This window comes from Mesorhizobium sp. WSM4807 (genome assembly GCF_055811615.1).
Genome location: NZ_JBVVQY010000004.1, coordinates 21,994 through 43,362, shown reverse-complemented (window position 1 = coordinate 43,362; position 21,369 = coordinate 21,994). Strand labels below are relative to the sequence as shown.

16 protein-coding genes and 2 pseudogenes are annotated in these 21,369 nt (G+C 62.0%); 9 read left to right on the top strand and 9 right to left on the bottom strand.

What is annotated here, in order from left to right; genetic code table 11:
• Positions 1 to 17: 17 nt before the first annotated feature.
• The 5 genes from accC to AC0L3N_RS06235 all read right to left on the bottom strand — a co-directional run bounded on the left by accC (position 18) and on the right by AC0L3N_RS06235 (position 4,800).
• Positions 18 to 1,361 (bottom strand): acetyl-CoA carboxylase biotin carboxylase subunit, encoded by a 1,344-nt coding sequence (gene accC / locus AC0L3N_RS06255; RefSeq protein WP_123151041.1) that lies wholly within the window; start codon positions 1,359 to 1,361, stop codon positions 18 to 20.
• Positions 1,362 to 1,380: 19 nt separating this feature from the next.
• On the bottom strand, positions 1,381 to 1,839 hold the full coding sequence (gene accB / locus AC0L3N_RS06250) for an acetyl-CoA carboxylase biotin carboxyl carrier protein (RefSeq protein WP_123151040.1): 459 nt from the start codon (positions 1,837 to 1,839) through the stop codon (positions 1,381 to 1,383).
• A 26-nt stretch (positions 1,840 to 1,865) separates the two neighbouring features.
• Positions 1,866 to 2,300, bottom strand: a complete 435-nt coding sequence (gene aroQ, locus AC0L3N_RS06245) for a type II 3-dehydroquinate dehydratase (protein ID WP_473546414.1) — start codon at positions 2,298 to 2,300, stop codon at positions 1,866 to 1,868.
• Positions 2,301 to 2,514: 214 nt separating this feature from the next.
• A complete protein-coding gene (locus tag AC0L3N_RS06240; RefSeq protein ID WP_123151038.1) occupies positions 2,515 to 3,318 on the bottom strand; it encodes a DsbA family protein in 804 nt (267 codons plus the stop codon).
• A gap of 87 nt (positions 3,319 to 3,405) precedes the next feature.
• Complete coding sequence (locus AC0L3N_RS06235; protein ID WP_123151037.1) at positions 3,406 to 4,800, bottom strand: M48 family metalloprotease; 1,395 nt, start codon at positions 4,798 to 4,800, stop codon at positions 3,406 to 3,408.
• A gap of 180 nt (positions 4,801 to 4,980) precedes the next feature.
• Between AC0L3N_RS06235 and AC0L3N_RS06230 the strand changes: the two genes are divergently transcribed.
• Positions 4,981 to 6,129 (top strand): pyridoxal phosphate-dependent aminotransferase, encoded by a 1,149-nt coding sequence (locus AC0L3N_RS06230; protein WP_473546412.1) that lies wholly within the window; start codon positions 4,981 to 4,983, stop codon positions 6,127 to 6,129.
• A 5-nt stretch (positions 6,130 to 6,134) separates the two neighbouring features.
• Positions 6,135 to 7,064 carry a glutaminase gene (locus AC0L3N_RS06225; RefSeq protein WP_165848789.1) on the top strand — a complete coding sequence of 310 codons (930 nt, stop codon included), beginning with the start codon at positions 6,135 to 6,137 and terminating at the stop codon, positions 7,062 to 7,064.
• A 114-nt stretch (positions 7,065 to 7,178) separates the two neighbouring features.
• Here the strand turns inward: AC0L3N_RS06225 and AC0L3N_RS06220 are convergent, their stop codons facing one another.
• Positions 7,179 to 10,124, bottom strand: coding sequence for an Rne/Rng family ribonuclease (locus tag AC0L3N_RS06220; RefSeq protein ID WP_473546410.1), 2,946 nt, complete (start codon positions 10,122 to 10,124; stop codon positions 7,179 to 7,181).
• Positions 10,125 to 10,797: 673 nt separating this feature from the next.
• On the opposite strand from AC0L3N_RS06220, the gene AC0L3N_RS06215 reads away from it, so the two are divergent.
• The 6 genes from AC0L3N_RS06215 (at position 10,798) to AC0L3N_RS06190 (ending at position 18,366) form a co-directional block, all read left to right on the top strand.
• Entirely contained in the window at positions 10,798 to 12,090 is a 1,293-nt protein-coding gene (locus tag AC0L3N_RS06215) for an N-acetylmuramoyl-L-alanine amidase (protein WP_473546408.1), read from the top strand.
• 209 nt (positions 12,091 to 12,299) lie between these two features.
• Positions 12,300 to 14,756, top strand: a complete 2,457-nt coding sequence (locus tag AC0L3N_RS06210) for a penicillin-binding protein 1A (protein ID WP_123151032.1) — start codon at positions 12,300 to 12,302, stop codon at positions 14,754 to 14,756.
• A 141-nt stretch (positions 14,757 to 14,897) separates the two neighbouring features.
• Positions 14,898 to 16,029 (top strand): peptide chain release factor 2 gene (gene prfB, locus AC0L3N_RS06205; protein WP_473546406.1). Its coding sequence is split into 2 segments (ribosomal slippage): positions 14,898 to 14,963 and positions 14,965 to 16,029, totalling 1,131 coding nucleotides; the frame shifts between segments, so codons are not numbered across the junction.
• 444 nt (positions 16,030 to 16,473) lie between these two features.
• A complete protein-coding gene (locus AC0L3N_RS06200; RefSeq protein WP_473546404.1) occupies positions 16,474 to 16,857 on the top strand; it encodes a hypothetical protein in 384 nt (127 codons plus the stop codon).
• A gap of 210 nt (positions 16,858 to 17,067) precedes the next feature.
• Positions 17,068 to 17,436, top strand: a complete 369-nt coding sequence (locus AC0L3N_RS06195; RefSeq protein WP_123151029.1) for a GFA family protein — start codon at positions 17,068 to 17,070, stop codon at positions 17,434 to 17,436.
• Between the two features lie 279 nt (positions 17,437 to 17,715).
• Positions 17,716 to 18,366 carry a YiaD family glycine zipper/OmpA-like lipoprotein gene (locus AC0L3N_RS06190; protein ID WP_123151028.1) on the top strand — a complete coding sequence of 217 codons (651 nt, stop codon included), beginning with the start codon at positions 17,716 to 17,718 and terminating at the stop codon, positions 18,364 to 18,366.
• A 101-nt stretch (positions 18,367 to 18,467) separates the two neighbouring features.
• On the opposite strand, the pseudogene AC0L3N_RS06185 reads toward AC0L3N_RS06190, so the two are convergent.
• Positions 18,468 to 18,753: pseudogene (locus AC0L3N_RS06185) on the bottom strand (DUF2798 domain-containing protein).
• 34 nt (positions 18,754 to 18,787) lie between these two features.
• Entirely contained in the window at positions 18,788 to 19,843 is a 1,056-nt protein-coding gene (locus AC0L3N_RS06180) for an NmrA/HSCARG family protein (RefSeq protein ID WP_473546402.1), read from the bottom strand.
• Between AC0L3N_RS06180 and AC0L3N_RS06175 the strand changes: the two genes are divergently transcribed.
• Complete coding sequence (locus AC0L3N_RS06175) at positions 19,826 to 20,689, top strand: LysR substrate-binding domain-containing protein (protein ID WP_473546400.1); 864 nt, start codon at positions 19,826 to 19,828, stop codon at positions 20,687 to 20,689. The genes AC0L3N_RS06180 and AC0L3N_RS06175 overlap by 18 nt on opposite strands.
• A gap of 189 nt (positions 20,690 to 20,878) precedes the next feature.
• Here AC0L3N_RS06175 and AC0L3N_RS06170 read toward each other — a convergent pair.
• Positions 20,879 to 21,369: pseudogene (locus tag AC0L3N_RS06170) on the bottom strand (hypothetical protein); the annotation flags it as partial.

Genomic DNA, 21,369 nt, shown 5'->3' with positions numbered 1-21,369 from the left:
TTCTATAAGTTCACGACCTAATCCTCTTTGGCCAGATATTTTTCCAGCCAGTGGATGTCATACTCGCCATTGGCGATATCGGCATTGCCGACGAGATCGCGAAACAGCGGCAGCGTCGTATTGATGCCGTCGACGACGAATTCGTCGAGTGCCCGCCGCAGCCGCATCATGCATTCGACACGGTTGCGGCCGTGCACGATCAGCTTGCCGATCAGGCTGTCGTAGTAGGGCGGGATCTTGTAGCCGGAATAGACGCCGGAATCGACACGGATGCCGAGGCCGCCCGGCGTGTGGAAGTGGGTGATCGTGCCGGGCGAGGGAGTGAAGGTGCGCGCATCCTCGGCATTGATGCGGCATTCGATGGCGTGGCCCTGGAAGCGGATGTCTTGCTGGCGCACCGAAAGCCCAGCGCCCGAGGCGACGCGGATCTGCTCGTGCACGAGGTCGATGCCGGTGATCGCCTCCGTCACCGGATGCTCGACCTGCAGGCGCGTGTTCATCTCGATGAAGTAGAATTCGCCGTTCTCGTAGAGGAATTCGATAGTGCCGGCGCCGGAATAGCCAAGATCGGCGATCGCCCTGGCGCAGACGCCGCCGATATGCGCGCGCTCCTCGGCATTGAGGGCCGGCGAGGGCGCTTCTTCCCAGACTTTCTGGTGACGGCGCTGCAGCGAGCAGTCGCGCTCGCCGAAATGCACGCCGTGGCCGGCACCGTCACCGAATACCTGCACCTCGATGTGGCGTGGCTTTTGAAGGTATTTCTCGATGTATACGGCGTCGTCGCCGAAGGCAGCACCGGCTTCCGAGCGCGCCGTCTGCAGCGCGACGACAAGATCGGCTTCGCTGCGCGCAACTTTCATGCCGCGTCCGCCGCCGCCGGCCGACGCCTTGATGATCACGGGATAGCCGATCTCGGCGGCGATGCGTTTGGCTTCCTTTTCCTCGGTGACCGCGCCGTCGGACCCGGGCACCACCGGAATACCAAGGCGCTTGGCGGTGCGCTTGGCCTCGATCTTGTCGCCCATGATGCGGATGTGATCGCCGGTCGGGCCGATGAAGGTGATGTTGTGCGCGGCGAGGATATCGGCGAATTTGGCATTCTCCGACAGGAAGCCGTAGCCCGGATGCACCGCGTCGGCGCCGGTGATCTCGCAGGCCGCGACGATCTGGTGGATGTTGAGATAGCTGTCGCGCGACGGCGGCGGCCCGATGCAGACGCTCTCGTCGGCGAGCCGCACATGCATGGCGTCGGCGTCGGCTGTCGAATGCACCACCACCGTCTGGATGCCGAGCTCCTTGCAGGCGCGCAGCACTCTCAAAGCGATTTCGCCGCGATTGGCGATGAGGATTTTCTGGAACATTTTTCGGCTGTTCCCGGCTCTACTCGATCACGACGAGCGGCATGCCGTATTCGACCGGCTGCGCATCCTCGAACAGGATCGCCGTCACCGTGCCGGCACGGGGCGAGGGGATCTGGTTCATCGTCTTCATCGCCTCGATGATCAGCAGCGTCTGGCCTTCCTTGACCTGCTGGCCGACCTCGATGAACGCCTTGGCGTCGGGCGACGGCGCCAGGTAGGCGGTGCCGACCATGGGCGAGGCGACTGCATTCTTGGACACGTCGCCCGCTGCCGGGGCGGCTGCGGCCGCCGGCTGCGCTGCCGGCGGCGCGTAGGCAGGCTGCGGTGCGGCGACCGCATGGACGGCCGGCGCCTGTCGCGACACGCGCACCTTCAAGTCACCCAGCTCGACCTCGATCTCGGTGAGGTTGGTGTCGTTCAGTATGCCCGCCAGATCGCGGATAAGCTGCTGGTCAACACCATTCTTCTTAATCGACATTTTCGAGCCTTCTGTTTGTTGGCCAGTCATAGGCGTGCGGCCAGCGCCTGCAGCGCCAGTGTGTAGCCGAGCGGCCCGAACCCGCAGATCACGCCGACGGCGACCGGCGAGACCACGGAGACGTGGCGGAATGATTCCCGCGCATGGATGTTGGAAAGATGAACTTCGGCGACGGGCAATGGCGCGACTGAGCGGATGGCGTCGTGAATGGCGATCGAGGTGTGGCTGTAGGCGCCCGGATTGATGACGATGCCGACAGCCTTGTCGGCGGCTTCCTGTATCCAGTCGACGAGGTCGCCCTCATGGTTCGACTGACGGAAATCGATCTCGAGCCCAAGCGCCGCACCTGCCTGCTTGCAATCGTCGGCGATCGCGGCAAGCGTCTTGCCGCCATAGATGCCCGGCTCGCGCTTGCCGAGCGCGTTGAGGTTGGGACCGTTCAGGACGAAAACCGTTTTCAAAATGCCGACCTTTTTCCAGTGTGGTTTTGAATCCGAAATTCGCAATATCTTGAAGCAGCGCTTTGAACGAATTTCGGATTCAAATCCACCACATCAGCGCCGGCATCAGTCGGCGCGCCGGACCTCTATAATGGGCTTAGACGCCTGCGAAAAGAGCGCAAGTGGGTTCTTTCGCTGTCCACAACAGGCGGAAAATGCCTTGCGCCGAAACCGATCAGAGTGCGGCCTTGGCCGCCTCGATCTTCTCCGCCAGCACCTGCTGGCCGAGCGCCCCGAACACCACCTCGTTGCCGACCACATAGGAGGGCGTTCCGGTTATGGCCAGCTTGTTGGCAATGTCATAGGTCTTGGAGAGGGCCTCGGCGATCGACGGGTCCTTCATCTTCTCGCGCAGCGTCGCTTCGTCGGCGCCGAGCGAAAGCGCTACCTTGATGGCCGCTGCTTCGGTGGCGCGTCCCTGGGCGCCGAGCAGCGCGTTGTGGAACTCGCCGTATTTCTCCGGCATCATCAGGTGGAAGGCCATCGAGACGACGCTCGCCTTCTGCGAATCCGGGCCGAGGATCGGGAACTCCTTGAGCACGAAGCGCAGGTCCGGATCGGCTGTCGTCAGCGTCTTCATGTCCTCCATGGCGCGTTTGCAGTAGCCGCAATTGTAATCGTAGAACTCGACGATGGTGACCTTACCGTTCGGATTGCCGACGACGCCGTCGAAGGCCGAGTTGAAGATCTGGTCCTTGGCATCTTTGATGATGGCGAGACTGGCGAGGCGCTGCGCCTCCTTCTGCTTGGCCTCGAGCGCTTCCTGAGCCTCCAGCAGCACTTCGGGGTTCTTCAGGAGATAGTCGCGGATGATGCCTTCGACTTCGGCCCGGTCGATCTTGGTGTCGGCGGGCGCCGCCTGGGCGATCTGCACGGCATCGGCCTTTGCCGTCTGCGGACTTCCGGTCACGAACCCGAAACCCAGCATGGCGAGAGCGACCGCCACTCCCGTGGTGCCCAGCAGAATTGCCTTGTTCATCGTCCCTAATCCTCTTGCCTGGTTTCCGGCCCGATTGGTCTGACCTCGATTGGTCCGACTACATGTCGCCGCGCACGGTCGGAAGGTTCACTTTTTCTTGCCTGATGGTGCGTAGTTTATGATGTCCTGCGCGCGGATCCAGCCCGGTTCGCCGCGCTTCATTTTCATCTGCGCGCGCATTGCGAAGATCTTGGCATCCTTGTAGGCGCCGGAATAGAAATGGCCTTCGGCGGTTGCAAGATCGGCGGCCGGAATGTTGCCGAGCTCGCCATAGGCCTGCGCCAGATGGCGGTAACCGACGGCGTTTTCCCGGTCGCGCCCGAGGCCCTTGTTGATCTGCACCACCGCTTTCTCCAGGGATTCGGGCGTGCCGATGGCCATCAGCGCCTGGCCGTAGGAGACCGACAGCAACCCGGATCGCGCCGGATCGAGGCTGACCGCCTTGGCATAGGCTTCGGCGGCGGCCTTCGGTCTGTTCGCCTTCATCAGGATGTCGCCGCGCAATTCCTGGAAATAGGGGTTTTTCGGCTGTGCCTTGATCAGCGCGTTGGTCTTGGCGAGCGCGCCGGCCAGATCGCCGAAAAGATAGCTCGTCTGCGCGTCGCCATATTGCGAGGCGAGGCTGGCCGGGTTCTTGCGCATCAGCCGCGATGCGGCGGCCTTGCCTCCCATATAGGCGGCGATCTTGATGCGCATCATGTCGTGCCGCTGCTGCAGTGCCGGCGTATCGACCTTGTCGACATAGGGGCTCTGCTTGACCAGGACTTCGAGATTGGCGATGCGTTCCCGCGGCAGCGGATGGCTGATCCGGTAGGGATCGACCTGCGCCCCTGACAGCGAGAGCGCGCTCTGAAAGCGGCCGAAGGTCTTCAGCATGCCCAGGCCGGACTGACCGGTGGCATTGAGATAGGTTATCGCCGAGCGGTCGGCGGTCATCTCTTCGGTGCGCTGATAGGCGAGGATACTGCGCTGCGCCATCTCGCCGCCGCCAGCCGCGACCCCCATGCCGGCGCCGGCGAGGCCCCGGCTTTTGGTGGTGGCGCCGGCGACGATGGCGCCGGCGCCAAGCAGCGTCGCGATGATGGCCATCGTCTTGGCGCGTTCGAGCTGGTTGCGCAATTTTTGCTGGTGCCCACCGGCAATGTGGCCGGCTTCGTGTGCGATGACGCCGATGATCTCGTTGGGCGTCTCCGCCGACATCAGGGCGCCGGTGTTGATGAACAGACGGGACCCGGCAACGAAGGCGTTGAAACTCTGGTCGTTGACCAGCACGATGTCGACGCCGTCTTCCGGCAGGCCCGCGGCCCGGAAGATCGGCCGCGCATAATCGCGTACCAGCGCCTCGATCTCGGCATCGCGCACCACCGGCACGTTTTGCGCTAAGGCGCTGATGGTGCCGGTCACAGCGACCGTCGCGGCAAGCGAAAGCGTCGCGAAGGCGCGCGCTGCCCTGGCTATCGTCGATTTGGGTCGGCTAAACATGGCAGGTCCACTGGTAGACGAGCGGGCGAAGGATGAAAAGTCGGCACCGAAACTTTACCGAACTTGTGATCCTCACATCAATCGGGCATTTGTGCGGCGCGGGACGCCAAAGCTCGGCGCCGGCAGCCGACAAGTGCCGACCAAAGGGCCGACCCAAGGGCCGCCCAGGAATGAGGTCAAATGGTTGTATCGCTTTCGCGTCGCGGCGAAGTCGAGCCGTTCCACGCCATGGATATTCTGGCGGAAGCGAATCGGCTGAAGGCAAAGGGCGTGCCGGTTGTTTCCATGGCCGTTGGCCAGCCGTCCGACCCGGCGCCGGCCGGGGTCAGGCAAGCGGCGACGAATGCATTGAAGATGGGGCGCATCGGCTACACCGACGCATTGGGTCTTTCCGGCCTGCGCGAGGCGATCGCGCAGCACTATGCCGACCACTACGGGCATGCCGTTTCACCCGGCCGGATCGCCGTCACCACCGGATCGTCGGCCGCATTCAACCTGGCCTTTCTGGCGATGTTCGATCCAGGCGATTGTGTCGCCATCGCCGCACCCGGTTATCCGGCCTATCGCAACATCATGGCAGCGCTCGGCATCGAGATCGTCGAGATCGAGCTCCACGGTGATGCCTACCTCCACGCCGAACATCTGAAGGCCGCGCATCGCGAAAAGAAGCTGAAGGGTGTGTTGTTTGCCAGCCCGGCCAATCCGACCGGGGCAATTATCCCCGCCGACGAGCTGTCGGCGCTGGTGACGACGGCGCAAGAGCTCGGCATCGCCGTGATCTCCGACGAGATCTATCACCGGCTGGCTTACGCTGCGCCGGACACGACGGCGCTTGCCTACGGCCAGGACGTGACGGTGATCAATTCCTTCTCGAAATATTACTGCATGACCGGTTGGCGTATCGGCTGGATGGTGCTGCCGGAAGCATTGGTGCGGCCGGTCGAGCGCATCGCCCAGAGTCTCTACATCTCACCGCCGGAACTGTCCCAGATCGCCGCGATCGAGGCATTCAAGGCGACCGGGGAATTGGAGGCGGTGAAGGCGCGCTACGCCTGGAATCGCGAGCTTTTGATGACACGCCTGCCCGAAATCGGCTTTGCGCTGGCGGCACCGATGGACGGGGCGTTCTACGCTTTCTGCGATGTCACCAGGCACACCAACGACAGTATGGCCTTCGCGCGCAAGATGCTGGCCGAGGCGCATGTGGCGGCGACGCCCGGCCGCGATTTCGATCCGCTTCAAGGCCATCGAACCATGCGCTTTTCCTACGCCGGCAGCCACGATGAGATGGTCGAGGCGATGATGCGCCTCGAACGCTGGCTGAAGTAGCGCGAATGCCGGAACTCGAACAGGCTTTGACCGAAATTGCCGCCGAAATGGCGGAGCGCACGGATCGCGGCGAAGTCGCGACCTACATTCCACAACTCGGCAAGGTCGATCCGAAAAAGTTCGGTATCGCCGCCGTGACCAATGACGGTCGCGTGCTGATGGCGGGCGACGCCGATGAGCCGTTTTCGATCCAGAGCATTTCGAAGGTGTTCACGCTGACGTTGGCGCTCGGCAACGTCGGCGACGCGTTGTGGCAGCGTGTCGGGCGCGAGCCTTCGGGCAACCCGTTCAACTCGATCGTCCAGCTCGAGCATGAGAACGGCATTCCGCGCAATCCGTTCATCAATGCCGGCGCTATCGTCATTTCCGACATTCTGCTCGCCGGCCACCAGCCGCGCGAGGCGATCGGCGAGATCCTGCGCTTCATCCAGTTCCTGGCCGACGACGAGACCATCATCATCGACCGCGAGGTCGCGGCTTCGGAACGGGCCACCGGTTTTCGCAACTTGGCGCTTGCCAACTACATGAAATCCTTCGGCAATCTCAACCACGCGCCGGACCTGGCGCTGGGCGTCTATTTCCATCATTGCGCCATCGCCATGAGCTGCCGGCAACTGGCTTTGGCCGGCCGCTTCCTTGCCAATGGCGGCAAGAACCCGGCGACCGGCCATTCCGTTGTTTCGGCCGAGCGCGCCCGCCGCATTGGCGCGATGATGCTGACCTGCGGTCATTATGACGGCTCCGGCGATTTCGCCTTTCGCGTCGGCATCCCCGGCAAGAGCGGCGTTGGCGGCGGCATTTTGGCGATCGTGCCGGGCGTGGCTTCGCTCGCCGTCTGGTCGCCCGGCCTCAACGCCAACGGCAATTCCAGGCTGGGGTCGATTGCGCTGGAAAGGCTGGCGAAGATGATGAACTGGTCGGTCTTCGCGCCATAAAGATTTGGGGGCGCCATAGAGATTGTGAGGCTTCAGACAAGAAAATTCCCGCGCTGTCGACAGGACAGCGCGGGATTCTTTTGGTCAAAAGATCAGGCTAAACTACCGAAAAAATTAGAAAAAGCCTTTCCGCTGCCACCAGCCGGCACGCTTCGGCTTTTCCTCGGTCTTTTCCTCTTCGGCAACAGTCGAAGACACGATCGGCTCAACCGGAGCATCTACCGGTACAGGCTTGCGTCGCGATGGGCGGACCTTCGGTTTTTCGTCGACGGTGGCCACGACTGTTTCCTCCGGAACAGGTGCGGGAGCCTCGGCAGAGGTTTCCGGCTCGGCTACCGCCGTCTCGGCGACGACGTCCGCCGCAGCCTTCTTCGGCTTGGCGGCGCGGCGCGGCTTCTTCGGCTTTTCGGCGCTCGGCATGTCGTCATTGGCCGGAGCAAGGTCCACAGGCTCTTCGACCGGCGTTGTTGCTACCGGCTCGCTGGAGACGGCTACGCCCTCCAAGACTTCGCCTTCGGGGCTGTCAGCAAATTCTGCAGTGCCTGCATCGACCTCGCCTTCGTCCTCGCGGCGATTGCGCTTGCCGCCGCGCTTGCCGCGCCGGCGTTTCTTGCCCTGACCTTCATCCACCACTTGATCGTCATCCGACGCTTCCACCGCCTCAGTGACGCCGACCTGGTCCTCGTGGTCTGCTTCGACGCCTTCATCGCTTAACGCCTCGGATACGCCTTCGGCAGTGGCGGGGAGGGACGCGCCTTCCATTGGGGCGCCATGCTCGCGGTCGCGATCCTTGCCGCCGCGCCGTCTGCGGCGCTTGCGGCGCTTGCGGTCGCGGCCTTCGCCATCCTCGCTTGGCCTTGGCTGCTGCGGCTGCTGGGCTTGGCGCGGTTGCTCCGCCGGTGCAACGGCCTCGTCTTCCTCCTCGTCGATGACGATTTCGTCGGCGGGCTCTTCCGGCTCGACATAGGCGGGCAAGGTGCGCACCTCGACGAAGCCTTCAGGCTTTTCAGCCAACGCGCCGCGGAAGATCGCATAGTGCTGGGCGCCGACCGTGTCGTCGGCTTCGACGGTGATGGTCAGGCCGAAGCGGCTTTCGAGCTCCACCAGCGTGCCGCGCTTGTGGTTGAGCACATAGAGCGCGGTCGCCGCCGGCGTCCGCACCGTGATGTGGCTGCGCGAATCCTTGAGCAGAAATTCCTCGATCGCCCGCACCACCATCAGCGCGACAGACGAATCGGACCGCACATGGCCGGTGCCGCCGCAATGCGGGCACGGCTTCATCGTCGATTCCAGCACGCTGGCTCGGATGCGCTGGCGCGACATCTCCATCAGGCCGAAATGCGAGATGCGGCCGACCTGGATGCGGGCGCGATCGTTCTTGAGGTGATCCTTCAGCCGCTTTTCGACGGAGCGGTTGTTGCGGTTCTCCTCCATGTCGATGAAGTCGATGACGATCAGGCCGGCAAGATCGCGCAGCCTCAGCTGCCGTGCGACTTCCTCGGCCGCTTCCAGATTGGTGTGAAGCGCCGTGTCCTCGATCGAGTGCTCCTTGGTGGAGCGGCCCGAATTGACGTCGATGGCGACCAGCGCTTCGGTCTGGTTGATGATGATGTAGCCGCCGCTCTTTAGGGTCACCTGCGGCTGCAGCATGCGGTCGAGTTGCGCCTCGATGCCATTGCGTACGAATATCGGCGTCGTGTCGCGGAACGGCTGCACGACCTTTGCGTGGCTCGGCATCAGCATGCGCATGAAGTCCTTGGCCTCGCGATAGCCCTCTTCGCCGGAAACCAGGATTTCGTCGATATCCTTGTTGTAGAGATCGCGTACCGAGCGCTTGATCAGGCTGCCTTCCTCGTAGACCAGGGCAGGGGCCGTGGACTGCAGCGTCAGATTGCGGACGTTTTCCCAAAGCCGCATCAGATATTCGTAGTCGCGCTTGATCTCGGCCTTGGTGCGGCTTTCGCCGGCTGTGCGCAGGATGACGCCCATGCCCTGCGGCACTTCGAGATCGGCGACGACCTCCTTCAGCCGCTTGCGGTCCTGCGCGTTGGTGATCTTGCGCGAGATGCCGCCGCCACGCGCCGTGTTCGGCATCAGCACCGAATAGCGGCCGGCAAGCGACAGGTAGGTGGTGAGCGCCGCGCCCTTGTTGCCGCGCTCTTCCTTCACGACCTGCACCAGGAGGATCTGCCGGCGCTTGATCACTTCCTGGATCTTGTATTGGCGGCGCACCGGCTTGCGGCGGTTGCGCGCTTCTTCAAGCGCATCCTCGGCGCCGACCGATTCGACCTCATGGTCGTCCGGATGCGAGGACTGCACCTCTTCCAGCATGCCGCGATCATTGTCGGTGGACGTGGCTTCGCCGGCCGAGTCCGGCTGCGCCACGACTTCGGAAATCACATCCGCTTCGATGCTGGCGGCGATGGAATTGGGTCCGCCTTCGGAAGGCCCAGTCTCATCATGGCTCGTCTCATTATGACTCGCGTCAACATGACCGGCGGCATCCTCGCCATGTTCCGAAGTATCCGACGGCGTGTCGACATTTTCGGAAACGGCATCGACGTTCTCCGCGACCGCATCCTTGCCGTGTTCGCCGCCCTCATTGGAACCGCTGTCGTTGGACTCGACAGAATCGTCCGAATCGGCCGCACCTGCATCACGCTTGTGCTCGCCTCGGTCGCGGCTCTTGCCGCCGCGCCGGCGTCCCCGCCGCCCGCGATCGCGGCTCTGGCGGTCGTCGCCTTCGCCGTCCTCATCGTCCTCGTCTTCAGCCTCCTGCGCTTCCGCGCGCAGCAGCGCCTGACGGTCGGCGACCGGAATCTGGTAGTAGTCGGGATGAATTTCACTGAAGGCGAGGAAACCGTGACGATTGCCGCCATATTCGACAAAGGCTGCCTGAAGCGAGGGTTCGACGCGCGTTACGCGGGCGAGGTAGATGTTTCCTTTGAGCTGCTTTTTGTCCTGGGATTCAAAGTCGAATTCTTCAATACGGTTACCGCGAACGACGACAACACGTGTTTCCTCCGGGTGGGAGGCGTCTATCAGCATCTTGTTGGGCATTATTTCGTTTCCCCCCGGCAGCCGTCAGCCGCAGCTTGCGGGGCAAAGCCCGCCGCTGTGAGTGTGGATGAACATGGGTGCCGGGCAATTGAATGTCCGCCGGCCGCTGCCTGAGCGCTATGGCGGTGCCGCCCGCAGCCATAATGGCGCGGTTTACTGCGGACCTTTCCATGATTGCGCTTGAAGCCATCGTAACCAGCAGAACCTTTTTGAACCAAAGCCCGGGAAAACCGGACCAGCTTGTTTGCTCATACAGAGCCGGCGCGGGACAATCCCGGCCGTTTTCCTCACGCAGGCGCTTCCCCCGCCACGGGCTCGCACCTGCGAAATTCATCGCGATCACTTGATACCTTCTTCGCCTGAAGCGAAAGGAGCCGTCGTTCATCTGACCTGTAGCAGGAAGCTGCGGAGAAGGACGGTTCCAGGATTGCAGTGATCCACCATCGCTTTTATGATTTGGCGGGTTGGAAGGCAACCCCGATTTCCGATGCCGGCAAAAAGCAGTTCCGCAACGGAAGCACGGCTTTGAGCGTTGCATGAAAAGGCTTGGTTAACCTTCTCTGGATACCAATCGTTAATCGAGTTCGCGGCCTAACCTGCACTTCGACAAAACGACGACACTCCGACAAACAAGATTGGGCGCCTGGCGCCAAACCGGAGCGACTGGAAAGAGATGGCACTGGCAGTCTTCACGCACAAGAGTGGTCGCGCCGGAGCCATTTTTTTCTACGCTGCCTACTTCCGCGCTGCCCACTTCCGCGATGCTTGTCTGCTGTCGCTGGTTGTCGCTTGCCTGGCCTTTTCGCCGGTTTCCTTTGCCGCCGACGCGCCGCTCGCCGTGACGAGCTACAAAATGGCGGGTGACGCCACCAAGATGCGCATCGTCATGAATTTCGACCGCGAGCCGGACGTCAAATGGTTCCTGCTGCGCGGCCCCCACCGTCTGGTCGTCGACCTGCCAATCACGAAATTCGCCATCAATGCCAAGGATGTGAAGGCGCGCGGCCTGGTCAGGAGCGTGCGCTACGGCGATCTCGGCGAGGGGGTGTCGCGGCTGATTCTCACCGGCAAGGGCCCGTTCGCCGTCGACAGGCTCGACGTGCTCAAGAACGAGGATGGCAGCGGCTACCGCATCGCAATCGACATGTCTGCGGCGTCCGTGCGGGAGTTCGACGCCGCTCTTGCCAATCAGGCGCTGACCACCGGCTCGACGGTCTCTTCCGACAAGGGCGGCAGGGTCGGCACCGGCCCGGTCTCCAATCCAGGCCATCGCTTCACCGTCGTCATCGATCCAGGCCATGGCGGCATCGACGGCGGCGCCGAGGGCCTGAACGGCACGGTCGAAAAGAACGTCACGCTCGCTTTCGCCACCGAATTGCGGGAAAGACTTGCCGCAGTCGGCAAATACGACGTGTTCATGACGCGCGAGACGGACCAATTCCTGCGGCTGGACGACCGCGTGCGAATTGCCCGCCAGCACGAGGCCGATCTGCTCATTTCGATCCACGCCGACACGATCAGGGTCAAGGGCCTTCGCGGCGCAACCGTCTACACCGTCTCCGACAAGGCTTCCGATCCCGAAGCGCAGGCGCTCGCCGACCGTGAAAACCTTTCCGATCAATTCGCCGGCATGGAAATCAAGGACGACGACAAGGAAGTGACCGACATCCTGATCGACCTGATCCGCCGCGAGACGCACGGTTTCTCGATGCGTTTTGCCCAAACTTTGGTCGGCCAGCTTTCCACCAGCGTTGGCCTCATCAACAATCCGCAGCGTTCGGCCAGCTTCAAGGTGTTGAAGGCACCGGATGTCCCCTCCGTGCTGGTCGAACTCGGCTATCTGTCGAACGCCAAGGACGAGGCGCAACTGCTCAGCGCCGATTGGCGCGGCAAGGCGGCCCAGAGCATAACCAATGCCATCGCCCTGTTCGCCTCAACCCGGGCCGGAGGCGGAACCGGAGGCTGAGATGCCAGCCGCGCTACAACCAGAGGCAGCGTTGCACGACGACAACACCCTGCACTTATTTCCGCCATTCGAAGCCGAAATTCCGTGCTGCCGCATTTTGCCCACATGGTGGCGACATGGATTTTCGATTACCGGTCGGGATCGTCTCGAAAGCTTGCGCGAAAGGCGGCTTCGTTTAGGGGATTCCCGAACCAAGGACTGGAGCGGGCATGATTCGTCTCATTGGTTATTTCTTCGGCATCGGCACGGCGCTGGCCCTTTTGGTCGCGGCGGGCGTGGCGATCTATATCAGCCATTTGTCGAAGGATCTGCCCGACTACGAGGTCCTGGCCAAGTATGAACCGCCGGTGACGACCCGCATCCATGCGTCTGACGGTGCGCTGATGGCCGAATATGCGCGCGAGCGGCGCCTGTATTTGCCGATCCAGGCGGTGCCGGACCGTGTCAAGGCGGCCTTCCTGTCCGCCGAGGACAAGAATTTCTACAATCATCCCGGCATCGATATGACCGGCCTTGGCCGCGCTGTGATGGTCAATCTGCAGAATTTCGGCTCGGGCAAGCGCCAGGTCGGCGCCTCGACGATCACCCAGCAGGTGGCGAAAAACTTCCTGTTGTCCTCGGACCAGACCTACGAGCGCAAGATCAAGGAGATGATCCTCGCCTTCCGCATCGAGCAGGCCTATTCGAAGGACCGCATTCTCGAGCTTTACCTCAACGAAATTTTCTTCGGGCTTGGCGCCTATGGCGTCGCCGGCGCGGCACTCACTTATTTCGACAAGGCGGTGAATGAACTCACCGTGGCGGAGGCGGCCTATCTGGCGGCTTTGCCGAAGGGCCCCTCCAACTATCACCCCTTCAAATATGCCGACCGCGCCATCGAGCGCCGCAACTGGGTCATCGACCAGATGGTCGGCAACGGCTACGTCACGCAAGAGGAAGGCGCGAAGGCCAAGGCCGAGGCGCTCGGCGTCAAGCCACGCCGCTCCGGCACCTATCTGTTCGCCGGCGAATACTTCACCGAGGAAGTGCGTCGCCAGATCAGCGCGCGCTACGGCGAGAATGCGCTCTACGAGGGCGGCCTGTCCGTCCGTACGACGCTCGATCCCAAGATGCAGCTGATCGCCCGCAAAGCCATGCAGAACGGCCTGATGAAGTTCGATACGCTGCGCGGCTATCGCGGGCCGGTGAAGACCATCAGCGTATCCGGCGACTGGGGCGTGCCTTTGAGCGAAGTCAAGGGACTGGACGACGTGCCCGAATGGTCGCTCGCCGTCGTGCTCGACAGCTCGGAGAGCGGCCTGTCGATCGGCCTTCGGCCGACCCGGCAGATCTCGGGCGAACTCGTCAAGGATCGCATCGAAGGCACCGTCAGCCGCGAGGACATGAGCTTCGCCATGCGTCATGTGGTCGGCGGCAAGACCGTCAAGGCCAAATCGCTGGCGGACGTGCTGAAGCCGGGCGATGTCATCTTCGTGCAGAAGAAAGAGGGTACGGACGGGGCCTATATCCTGCGCCAGGCCCCCGAAGTGGAAGGTGGCATGATCGCCATGGATCCGCATACCGGCCGTGTTCTGGCCATGGTCGGCGGGTTCTCCTACTCGCAATCCGAATTCAACCGTGCCACGCAAGCCATGCGGCAGCCGGGTTCGTCGTTCAAGCCGATCGTCTATTCGGCCGCCCTCGACAATGGCTATACGCCGGCTTCGGTGATCATGGACGGCCCGATCACCATCAAGAGCGGCAACACGACCTGGACGCCGAAGAACTACGATGGAAGGACAGCTGGCCCGGCGACCTTGCGGTCCGGCATCGAGAGGTCGCGCAATCTGATGACTGTGCGCCTGGCCAACGACATGGGCATGAAGCTGGTCGCGGAATATGCCGAGCGCTTCGGCGTCTATGACCGTCTGGCGCCGTACCTGCCGATGGCGCTGGGTTCGGGCGAGACCACCGTGATGCGCATGGTGTCGGCTTATTCGATCATGGCCAACGGCGGCAAGTCGATCAAGCCGACGCTGATCGACCGCATCCAGGATCGCTACGGCAAGACGGTGTACAGGCAGGACGAACGCGGCTGCGAAAATTGCAACGCCGCCGAATGGCAGAACCAGCCTGAGCCAGAACTGGTCGACAATTCCGAGCAGGTGCTCGATCCGATGACCGCCTATCAGATCACCTCGATGATGGAGGGCGTCGTCGAGCGCGGTACCGGCGCTACCGTCGCCGAACTCGGCCGCCACATCGCCGGCAAGACCGGAACGACAAACGACGAGAAGGATACCTGGTTCATCGGCTACACGCCCAATCTCGTTGTCGGCCTTTATATGGGCTATGATCAGCCGAAAGGTCTTGGCAAGGGCGCGACCGGCGGCGGTCTCGCAGCGCCGATCTTCAAGGACTTCATGCGCGTGGCGCTGGACGGCACGCCCAATGTCGATTTCCAGGTTCCCGAAGGCATGAAGCTGATCGCCATCAACCGCAAGACCGGCATGGCTGCCAACCCAGACGACGCTGGCGCCTTTATCGAAGCCTTCAAGCCGGGCACCGGCCCCGCCGACAGCTATTGGGTGATCGGCATGGGTGCGGACGGCTCCAACGCCTCCGGCGGCGCGCTGTCGCCACAGGCCAACCAAGCCATCCAGTCCGGCGGCGGCGGGCTCTATTGACATAGGACATGGTGTTCTGGGCCGGCTTTCGAGCCGGCCCATTTCGCTTTACAGGCGGCGGTGCCGTCCCTATGTATCGCGCCAACCCAGCTCTGTTTAAGCAACAGGGCACCATTTCAGCACAGGACAGAACGACCAGCCATGCGCGCGGAAACGCAGAACATTGTCGACGAAATCAGGCAGGCGATAACCCTGCTGAGGAGGCATCTTTGACTGGGATCAAGCCATAAAGCGGCTTGAATACCTGAATGTGCGTGCCGAGGATTCGAGTCTCTGGAACGAACCGCTGGAGGCGCAGAAGCTGATGCGTGAGCGCCAGGGCCTCGAGGAAGGCATCGCCGCGGTCAAAGGCCTCACCCAAGCGCTGGAAGACAATATCGGCCTGATCGAGCTTGGCGAGGAAGAGGGCGACGAGAGCGTCATCGCCGAGGCGGAAGCGGCGATCCGCTCGATGCGCGGCGAAGCAAAGGCCCGCCAGATCGAGACGCTGCTTTCGGGCGAGGCGGACGCCAACGACAGTTATCTCGAAGTCCATGCCGGCGCCGGCGGCACCGAAAGCCAGGACTGGGCCTCGATGCTTCTGCGCATGTACACGCGTTGGGCCGAGCGGCGGCGCTTCAAGGTCGAGGTGCTGGAAGTGCATGACGGCGAAGAGGCCGGCATCAAGTCCGCTACGCTGCTGATCAAGGGCCACAATGCCTATGGTTGGCTGAAGACGGAATCCGGCGTTCACCGTCTCGTGCGTATTTCGCCCTACGACAGCAATGCGCGCCGCCACACGTCGTTTGCCAGCGTCTGGGTCTATCCCGTGATCGACGATACGATCGAGATCGACGTTTCCGAATCGGATGTCCGCATCGACACCTATCGTTCGTCGGGATCGGGCGGACAGCACGTCAACACCACCGATTCGGCGGTCCGCATCACCCATCTCGCCACCGGCATCGCGGTCGCCTGCCAGGCCGAGCGCTCCCAGCACAAGAACAAGGCGAAGGCCTGGGAGATGCTGCGCTCGCGGCTCTACGAGGAAGAGCTGAAGAAGCGCGAGGCGGTGGCGAACGCCACCGAAGCATCGAAGAGCGATATCGGCTGGGGCCACCAGATTCGCTCCTACGTTCTGCAGCCCTATCAGCTGGTGAAGGATCTGCGCACTGGCGTCGAGAGCACAAGCCCGTCGAGCGTGCTGGACGGCGACCTCGACGATTTCATGGAGGCGTCGCTGTCGCAGCGCATCGACGGCGGCGCCGGCGAAGTGGTGGCCGATATCGACTGAAGCTCCTACGCCCCAAGCAGCCGGAACATCACGCTAGAGTAACAGGCTCTTCACTGTAATTGAGCGGTTGCTTTATGGCTTTGTTTTTTCACCGAATTTTCCGCAACGACATCTACCTCCGGGTTAGATGTTGCAGCCCTGCCGGCGCCTGGCCCGGAACCACTGCGAGCTGAATCCCGTTATCTGCGGTCCCATCTGCCGGGGTTGATGAAGTCACTGTCGTCAACCCCGGCAGGCTGGTTCCGGCTGCAGATGTCGGCGCTCGGTTTGCACAGCAATTTCTTGCGCCAACAAAGGAATCAGCCCAGCATCCGAAGGCTGGGGGAAAAAGCATTTATGGTCGGACGCGGCGTATCTGCGACCTGACGAGCCGGCCACTGGGAAGATACGTTCCAAGAACGGGCAAGCGAAACGCTTGATAACTCGGTGATAGGAATTGCGCCCATGCCTGCTCTCAAGACCCGATCGGCCTCAGCCGTCCAGACGGCGCGCCGCCTCCTGAATTCAATCATTGCGGTGGTGGCTCTGACGGCCATCATTATATTTGCAGCGCCCGCTTTGGCGCACGACGCCACGCCGACTGCGGCGAGGCCGCAAGGCTGGAGTTACCCATTCTCCTGTTGTTCCGGCTATGATTGCCGCGCGGTCTCGCAGACGTCGATCAGCGAGCGTCCGGAGGGCTATGTCATCAAGGGGACAGGCGAGGTCGTGTCCTACAGCGATGGACGGATCAAGAATTCGCCCGATGGCGAATATCACTGGTGCTCGGTCGCCGGCGCCAATGATGGAAAGACCATCTGCCTGTTCGTGCCACCGTCGTCGTTTTAATGTATGTCGCCCAAAAGGTTGCCCCAAGGGCCTGACCCAGAGCCTGACCCGATCGTGCGCAGCGGTTTTGGGATAACGACATGCATCAAAAAGATTGAAGCGCGCCACGCGTCCGACGCAGGCAAGCGAGTCTGCTGATAGACGGTTGTCAGGAGTGTCTCTTTATGTTGCCTTGCCGCGCGGGCGGCAGGCAATCGTGAGGAGGCGTTCATGACCATAAAGGCAAGCTGCCACTGCAGGGCGACGACGTTCGAAGTTTCGCAAGCGCCGCTAACCGTGACGCAATGCACCTGCTCCTTCTGCTCGAAACGCGGCTCGTTGTGGGCCTATTACACCCCGTCGCAATTCAAGCTCACCAGCCCACTCAAGAATGTCTCCTTCTACCGGTGGGGGTCGAAAACGATCAAACACGGTTTCTGCGCCACCTGCGGCTGCGGCACCTTCACCGAAACGCCGGACTGGTCGACCGGCAAGCCGGATTTCGACAATCCGAAAATCAGCGTTAATTCGCGCCTGTTCGACGATTTCGACCTCGATCAGGTCGAGGTCGTCGTCATCGACGGCAAGAATCTCTGGTAGCCGATAATCTCTGGTAGCCGATCAGAATTGCGCAATACCGCGGCCGTGCAATTGACCGGGAAAAGCCATAGCCAGCCGCTTTTCCCGTTCCATTTTTCGCCGCATTTCATGTTACAAGCATTAGAGCGACGTGCGTCCACTTGGACGCACAAAGTACGCTCTACGACTTTGAATCTATGCATCGTGCTTTCCGAAAATCGATGATTTTCGGGCCGATGCAACGGAAGGGCTGATGCGGCGCGCCACCGGTGGGACCGCGGACTGGAGAGGGACTACCCAATGAGAAAGACTGTGCTCGTCGTCGTGGCGACGGCTGTGCTCGTGAGTGCCTGCACTACAACCGATCCGTATACCGGAGAGCAGAAGGTTTCCAACACTGCGGCCGGCGCCGGCATCGGCGCACTGGCGGGTGCGGGGCTCGGCCTGCTTGCCGGCGGCAACGATCGCCGTAATGCGCTGATCGGCGCTGGTGTCGGCGCGCTCGCCGGCGGCGCCATCGGCGCCACGATGGACCAGAACGAGGCCGAACTGCGCCGGCAGCTTCAGGGCTCCGGCGTCAGCGTCACCCGCACCGGCGACCAGATCATCCTCAACATGCCGTCGGACATCACCTTCAACGTCGACCAGGACGCGGTAAAGCCCGGCTTCTATCAAGTGCTGAATTCGGTCGCGCTTGTGCTGAACAAGTTCCGGCAGACCACGGTCGACGTGTTCGGCCACACCGACTCGACCGGTGGCGACGAACACAATTTCGACCTGTCGCAGCGCCGCGCGCTGGCGGTCGCGAACTATCTGTCCGGGCAGGGCGTCGATTCCCGCCGCTTCGCCGTCACCGGCTTCGGCAAGACGCGTCCGATCGCCTCCAACGCGTCGGCCGCCGGCCGTGCCCAGAACCGCCGCGTCGAGATCCAGCTTTCACCGCTCACCTGAGCAAGACAGGCAAGAAGACGGCATTGCACATGAGAACGGCCAGGGCCGTTCTTGTTTGCTTTTTGCTGGAGTGACGAGCGTCGGCGCCCATCGCTTCGGTTTCATAGCGTCGGGGGCGGGCGGGCCGGCTGATCGACAATTGCCGCAACGATCCGGCGCACGATCGGAAGGACAATCAGCAGGCTCGGAAACGCAACAAGCCACGATACGCCCCCATGCGTATGACCAGGTCGCTACGAAACCGTTCGTCCAACCCGTGCCGATCGCCGTCGAAACCGCCGAGATGATGCAGGTCATGAGGATCGAAAGAACGAACGGCATTACCACTGCACTGTAGGAAGGCGGCAGTTTTCTCAGCTTCAATGTCTTTTGCGGTGATGCTTGCATGGAAATCTCCTAGTCGGAAAATGCGTGAGCGCGATCAGGCGACCTGTGCCGTTTGCAGGGCCAGTTCTCGAATAAAGCTTCGCAACGAACGCGGCTCGCGACCCAAGGCGCAGCGCAATGTCAAGCTGTTTCCGCCGAGGCCGTATTTGGCATAGTGGTCATGGACTTTAGCCAGCAGCTGCAATTGGCGGTCATCGTAGGGAAGGCGGGCGTTCGCTGCCCACTCGCCAAAGGCCGGCTCGCCGGCAGAGATCGGCCGGCCAAGTTCCTCACCCATCATTGAAACGATTTCTTCCCGGCTATGCATACCAGCGCACAGCTCCAGGGTCGCATAGGACAACTGCACTTCGGTCAATGCGATCGCTGCTACTTCAGCGACATCGCGGTAATCGACACGCGCCAGCTTTGCCGTCTTTGGAAATGGTTCCGAGAAAACGCCATCCTTAACGACGGACGGCCAAGCCGCTGCGATATTCTGCATGAAATTGGCGGGATGCAGAATGGTGTATTCCATATTCGTCGAGTAGAGAGCATCTTCGACCGGCACCTTGCTCGCATGGTTTTTGAGCCTCGTATTGGTCGGCTGGATCACTGACGAAAAGACGAATTTTCGAACGCCTGCTCGTGCTGCAGTCTCAACCATCCCAACACTCATGGCCGCTTCATCGGGGGCAAAGGCCGGTCCGATGTGAAAGACGCCGTCGACGCCCTCGACGGCATCTTCGAGGCTCTGAGGGTCGCGCAAATTGCCGATCACGACCTCGGATGCCCCGAGCCTCCGGGCCTTTTCGGCGCTCGCGGGGTCGCGAATGAGTCCTCGAACAGTGGCATTGCGGCGGACAAGTTCAGGCACGACCAATCCGGCAAATCGGCCTGTTGCGCCCACGACCAGGACGGTTGGATTGGGTGCTCGCACGACAATTCCCTTCGATGAAGCCCGCCCTTCGGGATTTCTTCCAGGCAAATAAAAGGTCGCGAACAGCGTTACAATTACTTGGCTTTGCGATAGTTTCTCTCGATTTTCGAGAGAAACGAAGAAGCCATGAGCCGGATAGATGATTTTGAAGCTTTCATGGCAGTCGTCGAGCATGGAAGTTTGACCGCCGCCGCACGTCGGCTGAACCGCTCACTGCAATCGATCAGCCGGTCTTTGGCGACGCTGGAAGAATCCGTCGGGGTCGAGCTTGTGCAGAGAACGACGCGCCGCTCGACACCAAGCGAAGCCGGAGCGGCGTTTTTCCACCGCATCAAACCCGCCATCGACGAAATAAACGACGCAAGACTTCAAGCTGCCAACCAGAGATCGGAGCCATCAGGTATCCTGCGCGTGAGCGCGCCAGTTCTGTTCGGCCCGGATTTCGTTGTACCTGTCATCGCCGACTACATGCAGATGTATCCTCGGGTCGAGGTTGACCTCCAGCTCTCCGATGGATTTGTTGATCTTGGTGCCGAGGGCCTCGATCTGGCAATACGGATCGGCAATCTGCCGGATTCCAGCTTGCGAGCCAGACGCTTGGGCGCGTTGCGGCGCGTCGTGTTCGGCTCGCCTTCCTACTTTGAACGCCGTGGCCGACCAACCCATCCTTTTGAACTGAGCAAGCACAGCTGCATTGTTCGAACCTCCGACCAGCGTCCAGGTGAATGGATGTTTCAGATTGAGGGGAAACCTCGGGCGGTGAAAGTGGCTGGCAGTTTTCGATCCAATTTGATGGCACCGATCTACGCAGCCGCAGCTCACGGATTGGGTTTGGGCTACTCGCCCCTCTGGCAGATAAGGCATTCGGTGGACGATGGCCGCCTAGAGGTGGTTTTAAGCGAATTCGAGCCGGTGCCGGTGCCGATGCACGCCGTGTGGCCGGAAGGCAGATCATCGTCAGCCAAAGTTCGCGCGTTTCTGGATATGTTGCCGTCCCGTCCGGAATTCAAAAACCTGTAACCACCGGATCAGACGAGACGAAAGAGCGCGTTCGACCGCCTCATGGTCATCGGCTTCTAACGCGGCAGCGGCCGACCGAAAAACGGGACGTCAAGATCCAGCTTTCGCGCTACACCTGAGCAAAGCAAATATCGGACATGAAAACGGCCCCGCAAGGTTTTCGTTGGCATTTGAGAATTTCTGCTGTGATCAGACCTTGGCGACGATGCGCATGAAGGCGGGCATATCGTCGCCGAATCCGACGGTCGCGTCATTGTCTTCCTGGCGATGGCGGGCAGGGCGATTGCCGTCGCGCTGCGGCCTGGTGTCGCCACGTTCCGGCGCACGCTGTTCGTTGCGGTTGCGATCGGGCGAAGCCTTGCGTTCGGGCGAAGCTTGTCGCTCGCTATTTTCCGAGCGGATCGCTTCCTTGCGCGCGCGCCGCTCCCCGGCATCGGCGACCGCGGTCTCGGCAGCCACTGGCTGTTCCTCGCGCGCCGCATCCGGTGCTGCAGCTTCGCTTTGCCTGGCGTGGCGTTCGCGTGGCTTGCGTTCGCCCCTGTCCTTGCGGTCATCGTCCTTGCGGCCGGGGGGGGGGGGGGGGGGGGGGGCGCCCGCCGCGCGCCGGGGGCGCCGCCCCCCCCCCCCCCCCCCCCCCCCCCCCCCCCCCCCCACCCCCCCCCCGCCGAAGGGGGGGAAAA